Origin of the sequence: Pilimelia columellifera subsp. columellifera, assembly GCF_039532605.1 — a bacterium.
In the GTDB taxonomy this organism is placed as follows: domain Bacteria; phylum Actinomycetota; class Actinomycetes; order Mycobacteriales; family Micromonosporaceae; genus Pilimelia; species Pilimelia columellifera.
Window position 1 is genome coordinate 1 of the sequence record NZ_BAAARY010000046.1, and the last position, 5,916, is coordinate 5,916.

The 5,916-nt window shown below is 66.7% G+C and carries 5 protein-coding genes; 4 read left to right on the forward strand and 1 reads right to left on the reverse strand.

Features of this window, described 5'->3' with window-relative positions; all coding sequences use genetic code 11:
• Positions 1-95 precede the first annotated feature (95 nt).
• Complete coding sequence (locus ABD287_RS17995; protein ID WP_344174664.1) at positions 96-590, reverse strand: YbhB/YbcL family Raf kinase inhibitor-like protein; 495 nt, start codon at positions 588-590, stop codon at positions 96-98.
• An 856-nt stretch (positions 591-1,446) separates the two neighbouring features.
• Here ABD287_RS17995 and ABD287_RS18000 point away from each other — a divergent pair.
• Genes ABD287_RS18000 through ABD287_RS18015 form a run of 4 tightly spaced genes read left to right on the forward strand, consistent with a single transcriptional unit; the run spans position 1,447 to position 5,609 of the window.
• Positions 1,447-3,864, forward strand: a complete 2,418-nt coding sequence (locus ABD287_RS18000) for a nitric-oxide reductase large subunit (RefSeq protein WP_344174666.1) — start codon at positions 1,447-1,449, stop codon at positions 3,862-3,864.
• A complete protein-coding gene (locus ABD287_RS18005; RefSeq protein WP_344174669.1) occupies positions 3,861-4,523 on the forward strand; it encodes a hypothetical protein in 663 nt (220 codons plus the stop codon). The genes ABD287_RS18000 and ABD287_RS18005 overlap by 4 nt, the downstream gene beginning before the upstream one ends.
• Positions 4,520-5,335 carry a slipin family protein gene (locus ABD287_RS18010; RefSeq protein ID WP_344174671.1) on the forward strand — a complete coding sequence of 272 codons (816 nt, stop codon included), beginning with the start codon at positions 4,520-4,522 and terminating at the stop codon, positions 5,333-5,335. Before ABD287_RS18005 ends, ABD287_RS18010 begins: the two co-directional genes overlap by 4 nt.
• Positions 5,325-5,609: a hypothetical protein gene (locus ABD287_RS18015; protein WP_344174674.1), complete on the forward strand. Its 285-nt coding sequence runs from the start codon at positions 5,325-5,327 to the stop codon at positions 5,607-5,609. Before ABD287_RS18010 ends, ABD287_RS18015 begins: the two co-directional genes overlap by 11 nt.
• Positions 5,610-5,916 lie beyond the last annotated feature (307 nt).

Consider the following 5,916-nt stretch of genomic DNA (forward strand, 5'->3'; position numbering starts at 1 on the left):
TCTGCCACAACGGTTCGGGGCAGTACTTCTGAACATCATCCACACCAGCTCAACGAACGACCAGGCGCTGCAACAACCCCAAATGACACACGGTCTTAGGCCGGGTACGGGTTGATCAGCACGGCCCGGCCGACCGTGTGGGCGGTCAGGTGGAAGCCGGTCATGGCAGCTGTGGCGTCGGCGCTTACCCCTAGATCGGGTACGTCGACGGCGTGTACCGCGAAGACGTATCGGTGCGCGGGACCGGGCGGCGGTGCGGCCCCGCAGTACCGGGCCTCGCCGAAGTCGTTCCGGATGACGAGCGCGCCCGTCGGCGGCTCGGCGCCCCGCTCGATGGCGGTGACGGGGCGCGGAACATTGACCATCAGCCAGTGCCAGAAGCCACAACCGGTAGGCGCGTCCGGGTCGTAGCAGCTGACGGCGAAGCCCTGTGTCGTCGCTGGAAAGTCCGACCAGGCCAGCTGGGGTGACCGGTTGCCGTGGTCAAGGGTGTGCTGTTCGGGCAGCGGCTCACCATCGGCCAGATCAGCACTTTTGAGGGTAAAGGCGGGCACGGGCGGCAAGAACTGGTACGGCAGCGGCGCGCTCATCGGTCTCCTCCGGGACGTCGGGAACTCGCCGAATCTTGACACGATCTCGACCGATCGAAGCCCCTTTCCCGCTCGGAGCGTTGACGGTACGGGTCTCTTTACGGCCGTTGCCGGTGTTGCGGGTGCGGCCACCGACCGGGACTTGCGCCCAGGGCAGAGTTTTGAGCTATACATGGCAATGGCGACGAAACGGACTTCGGCCAGGCTGCCCAGCAGACGCTCGACGGCGTCGAGTAGCGGCGTGAACGCCGGGATCTCGTGGCTTTTCGCGTCGACGGTGACCTGGGCCAGGATGGTGCCGGTGCTGGTGTCGAGCGCGGAAAGCGGATGTGTCTGCCGGCCGCCGGCCAGGCGGGCGCCCCGTAGCGTCAGCAGCCGCTACACGGTGGCGCCGGCCAGGACCGCGCACACCGCCACGGTCAGCAAGGCCGTGAGGAGATTGCACACCGCGGGGTTTACGCGGGTCCGGAACCAGGCTCACCGCAGCCACCAGGCCACCGCCCTCACCATCGGTGACCGGGCGTGGCGGCGCGTCGGCCCCGGGAGTAGTCACGGTCAGTACGGGGATCAGAGAGGATTCAGCAGGCTGAACCGCGAGAACGCAATCTCCCAGGCAGCAGGGGTTCCAGTAGTACCGGCCGAGAAGGCAACGGATAAGGACGAGCTGATCTGGTTCTCACGCAGTCACCGGTGGATGGGGCGTTCGTGGATTGGGGCGCGGGCGCCGTCAGGGTGGAATGGCTGACTCAAAGAGGTGATCTGTGTATGTTCTGGAGCGATCAGCAACCTAGGGCTGCGCAGAATCTGACTTCTCGATGCGGTCGATCGTATCGTTGATGGACGGAAGGCCGGGGACTTGTCTGATCAGGTGCAGGTGGAGGGCTCCCGGCGGGCGGAGCTGACCCTCTCCAAGGGGTGGGTGCAGGGCGTCGCCTTGGTAATGGTCTTCGGGTTCTTCGTCATGGGCATGCTGGCCCTGCGGACCTACACCGATTCGATGCCGTTGCCGCAGCGGGTGACCGGTCCCGGCGGTCAGGTGGTCTATACCGCGGCGGACGTGACGGCCGGACAGCAGACTTTCCTGCGCCGGGGGTTACAGCAGTACGGCTCCGTGATGGGGCATGGCGGGTATCTGGGCCCGGACTACACCGCGGAGTACCTGCGCCTCTCAGCCGAGCACATCAAGGCCCAACTCTCCTACTCCGGGCAACTGGAGCCCACCGAAACCGCCAAGCGGATGCTGCGCGAGAACCGATACGACGACGCCAGCGGCGAGCTGGTCTTCACCGCGGAGCAGGTGTCGGCGTTCCAGGACGCCACCCGGCACTACGCCGAGTTCTTCGGCACGGACAGCACGAAGTACGGCCTGATCCCGCAGGTGATCACCGATCCTCGGGAGATTCACGAGCTGACAGCGTTCTTCTCGTGGACGGCGTGGGCGAGCGCCGCGGAGCGCCCGGGTCACAAATACTCCTACACCAATAACTGGCCGCCCGAGCCGCGTGTCGACAACACCCCGACCGCCGACATCGTGGTCTGGTCGGGTCTGTCCTTGACGGCTCTGCTGGTCGGCCTGGGGGCGCTGTTCGCGCTCTACGGGCGGTGGAGCCGGAAGATCGGCTGGCACGCCTCGGAGCAGCCGGCCCTGGCATTTCGCCAGCCGGGCGAGGTGAAGATCACCAAGGCGCAGGAGGTGACCGCGTGGTTCTTCTTCGTCGTGGCCGCGCTCTTTCTGGTCCAGGCGTTGCTCGGTGGCGCGATCGAGCACTACCGGGCCGACCTGAGCACGTTCTTCGGCATCGACCTTGCTCAAGTGTTGCCGTTCAACCTGGCCCGGACCTGGCATGTGCAGCTGTCGTTGTTCTGGACCGCGGCGGCGTTCCTGGCGGCCGGCATCTTCCTCACGCCGATCATCGCTGGCCGCGAGCCCGGGCGGCAACACTGGCTGGCCTGGGGCCTGCTCGGCGCGTTGGTGATCGTGGTGGTCGGCTCGCTGACCGGTGAGGCGATCAGCATCTTCGGCGTCGATGGGGCGAAGGGGTCGATCTTTCTCGACCAGCAGTGGGAGTATCTGGATCTGCCGAAGTTCTGGCAGGGTCTGCTGGTGGTCGGGCTGTTCCTGTGGATCGCGATCATCTACCGCGGTATCCGGTCGCGGTTGAAGACCGAGCACAAGCTCAACATGCCGTGGCTGTTCCTTTACGCCGGCCTTGCCATCCCGGCCTTCTACGCGGTTGGCATGCTGGCATCGACCGGGAGCCATTTGACGGTGGCGGAGTTCTGGCGCTTCTGGGTCGTACACCTGTGGGTGGAAGATTTCCTGGAACTGTTCACCACGGTGATGGTGGCCTACATCTTTGTGATGCTGGGTGTGGTCCGGCGCCGGACCGCCATCCAGATCATTTTCCTCGACGTCATCCTCTACTCCGCGGGCGGCGTGATCGGGACGATGCACCATCTGTACTTCTCCGGAACGCCGGTGGAGCACATGGCGCTGGGTGCGTTCTTCTCGGCGCTCGAGGTGATCCCGCTGACGTTCCTGACGGTCGAGGCGTGGACCTTCCTGCAACTCGGCGCCCGGCAGCAGACCCGTAGCAGCGCGCCGTTCCCGCACCGTTGGGCGGTGATGTTCCTGGTGTCCGTGGGCTTCTGGAACTTCGTCGGCGCCGGCGTCTTCGGTTTTTTGATCAACCTGCCTATCGTGTCCTATTACCAGATCGGCACGGCGCTGACCGCCAACCACGCGCACGGCGCGATGATGGGCGTGTACGGCATGCTCGCGGTCGGCTTGGCGTTCTTCGCGCTGCGGTACATCGTCCCGGCGTCGAAGTGGCCCGACAAGCTGGCGAAGCTCTCCTTCTGGTCGCTGAACATCGGCTTGGCCTGGATGGTGTTCGTGACCCTGCTCCCGCTGGGGATTCTGCAGCTGTGGCACTCGGTCAACGACGGCTACTTCGAGGCACGCACCCTCAGCTACATCACCGAACCGGGAAACGCCTTGCTCGAGTGGATGCGGATGCCCGGTGACCTGATTCTGATCATCGGCGGCGTGCTGCCGTTCCTGTGGATCACCTACCTCGGCATCCGCCACGGCATCAAGGCGACGGCGACCGACCTGCCGCCGGAGACGCTCTACGTTGAGGAGACCGCCGAGGCGGCGCAGGACCGCACGGGCCTTTCAGCGATGGCCGGCACGGCGTCTACCGCGGGCGAGGCGCTTCCGTCACGGGGCCGCTACGCCTCTGACCGGCGCGACGAGGCGGAGGGACCATGACCGGGTTCTCGGCCTCTGCCGTGGGAGTGGAGGTGTGGATGGCGGCCGGTTACTGCCTGACGCTCGTGGGACTGGCGTACATGATCGACACTCTGGCACGCCGCGCAGCGGCGGTCTCCGAGGGCGGCTTGTCCGGTGGCTTCACTTACCACTCCGACCACGACGCGTGGAAGTGCCCGCAGGAGCAGTGGTTGTGGCCGCAGTCCTTCGACGCGCACAACCGGGTGATGCGCTACCGTGGCACACCCTCAGTCTGCAACGCCTGCCCGGTCAAGGACACCTGCACGACCTCGCCCTCCGGGCGTGAGGTCCAGCGGGTGGTCGACTCGTGGCCAGCCTCCGAGGCGGCGCGATTCCACCGCGGGATCGCCTGCGTGGTAGTGGTTCTCGGTCTGGTGTGGCCGGTCGGCACCGCACTCGCCGGTCCGGGCGGTGACTCGTTGCTGGTCCTGGCCGCGGCCGTGGCAGCGGCACTGCTGTTGAGCGTGCCCCTCTGGTCACATCTGCTCCGCACCACGGTAGTCATCCCCGAAGGGATGCTCCACCGCTCGCTCGACGACGCCGTCGCCGAGCGCGAGGCCGCTACGGCCGCCCTGATCCGGCGGCGTTCGAGCTACGGATCCGACCGACGCGAGTCCGGGCCGGAGGCAAGAAGGTGATCATCGCGACCGTCGTCTTTCTTCTGCTGCTGGCTCTGGCCGTGACCTCGACGCGGGTGCTGAAGGAGTACGAGCAAGGCGTGGTGTTCCGGCTGGGACGATTGAGGGAACCGCTGGGCCCGGGCGCCCGGATGCTGCTGCCCGGTGTCGACAAGCTGATCCGGGTGGACCAGCGGATCGTCACCCTGACCATCCCGCCGCAGGAGGTGATTACCCGCGACAACGTCCCGGCCCGGGTTAACGCCGTCGTGATGTTCCGCGTGGTCGACCCAGTGAAGTCCGTGATGTCGGTGGAGAACCATGCGGTCGCCACCTCCCAGATCGCCCAGACCACCCTGCGGTCAGTCGTCGGCCGCGCAGACCTCGACACGCTGCTCGCGCACCGGGCGGACCTTAACGAGGACCTGGCAAAATCGATCGCACTGATGACTGAGCCGTGGGGTGTCAAGGTCGAGGTCGTGGAGATCAAGGACGTCGAGATCCCCGAGGCGATGCAGCGTGCGATGGCACGCGAGGCCGAGGCCGAACGGGAGCGGCGCGCCAAGGTCATCAACGCCAGAGGCGAGCTCCAGGCGTCGGCGGAACTTCGCGACGCCGCGAAGACGCTCAGCGAGAGCCCGGCGAGCCTGCAGCTGCGCTACCTCCAGACCCTGCTCGAGCTCGGCGCCGACCACAACTCCACCGTCGTCTTCCCCCTGCCGATGGACATCATCGGCCCGTTCCTCGATGGATTTCGCGGCAGAACGGCGCCGGGCGTCAGCGGTGCTTCACCGGTGACCAACACCGCGGAAGGGACACCTGATGAACACTGACCTCGAGGCCGGTCCCGAAGAAGGCCGGCCGATCCGGCTGATGCCGGTCCCGCCAGGCGTGTGGCTGGTCATCCTCGGCAGCGGAATGATGGTCCTGGGGCCGCTCCTCGGGTTCCTCATCGGCACGGTCCTCGGGCCCGAGGGCAAGACGCTCGGGATGAGCCCGATCTTCCTGTTCCTCTTCCTCGGGTTCCTCAGCGCAGGCGCCGGACTCGGCATCGCGATCCTCGGCGTACGCCGCATCCTCCGCAACCGGAGGATGACCACAGACTGAATGCCCAGCGCACGAACCCGACCCACGGACACCCGACGGGCATGGCCGATGCGCAGCGACCGGACTCCTCCGGCCGGCACGGTAGCAGCCAAAGTTAGGGCCGCCCTCGGCGCAGCGAGGAGGCCCGCGAGGCGGATCCAGCGCCGAAACAACAGGCCTCCGGGACACCAGACCCCTCCCCGCGTCCCGGTGGCGGTTCGGCGCAGCGCCAGTGAGGTGATCTCAGCAAGGGCGTGATCGTCGGCGGGGACGACACGGGCACCTCGTCCATAACGGACGGTGTTGGAGAGGGCGCGGGGCCCTCGGT

Bases quoted from the DNA above. Each gene is read 5' to 3' on its own strand.
- ABD287_RS17995 (WP_344174664.1), bottom strand. From the start codon at position 590: ATGAGCGCGCCGCTGCCGTACCAGTTCTTGCCGCCCGTGCCCGCCTTT.
- ABD287_RS18005 (WP_344174669.1), top strand. From the start codon at position 3,861: ATGACCGGGTTCTCGGCCTCTGCCGTGGGAGTGGAGGTGTGGATGGCG.
- ABD287_RS18015 (WP_344174674.1), top strand. From the start codon at position 5,325: ATGAACACTGACCTCGAGGCCGGTCCCGAAGAAGGCCGGCCGATCCGG.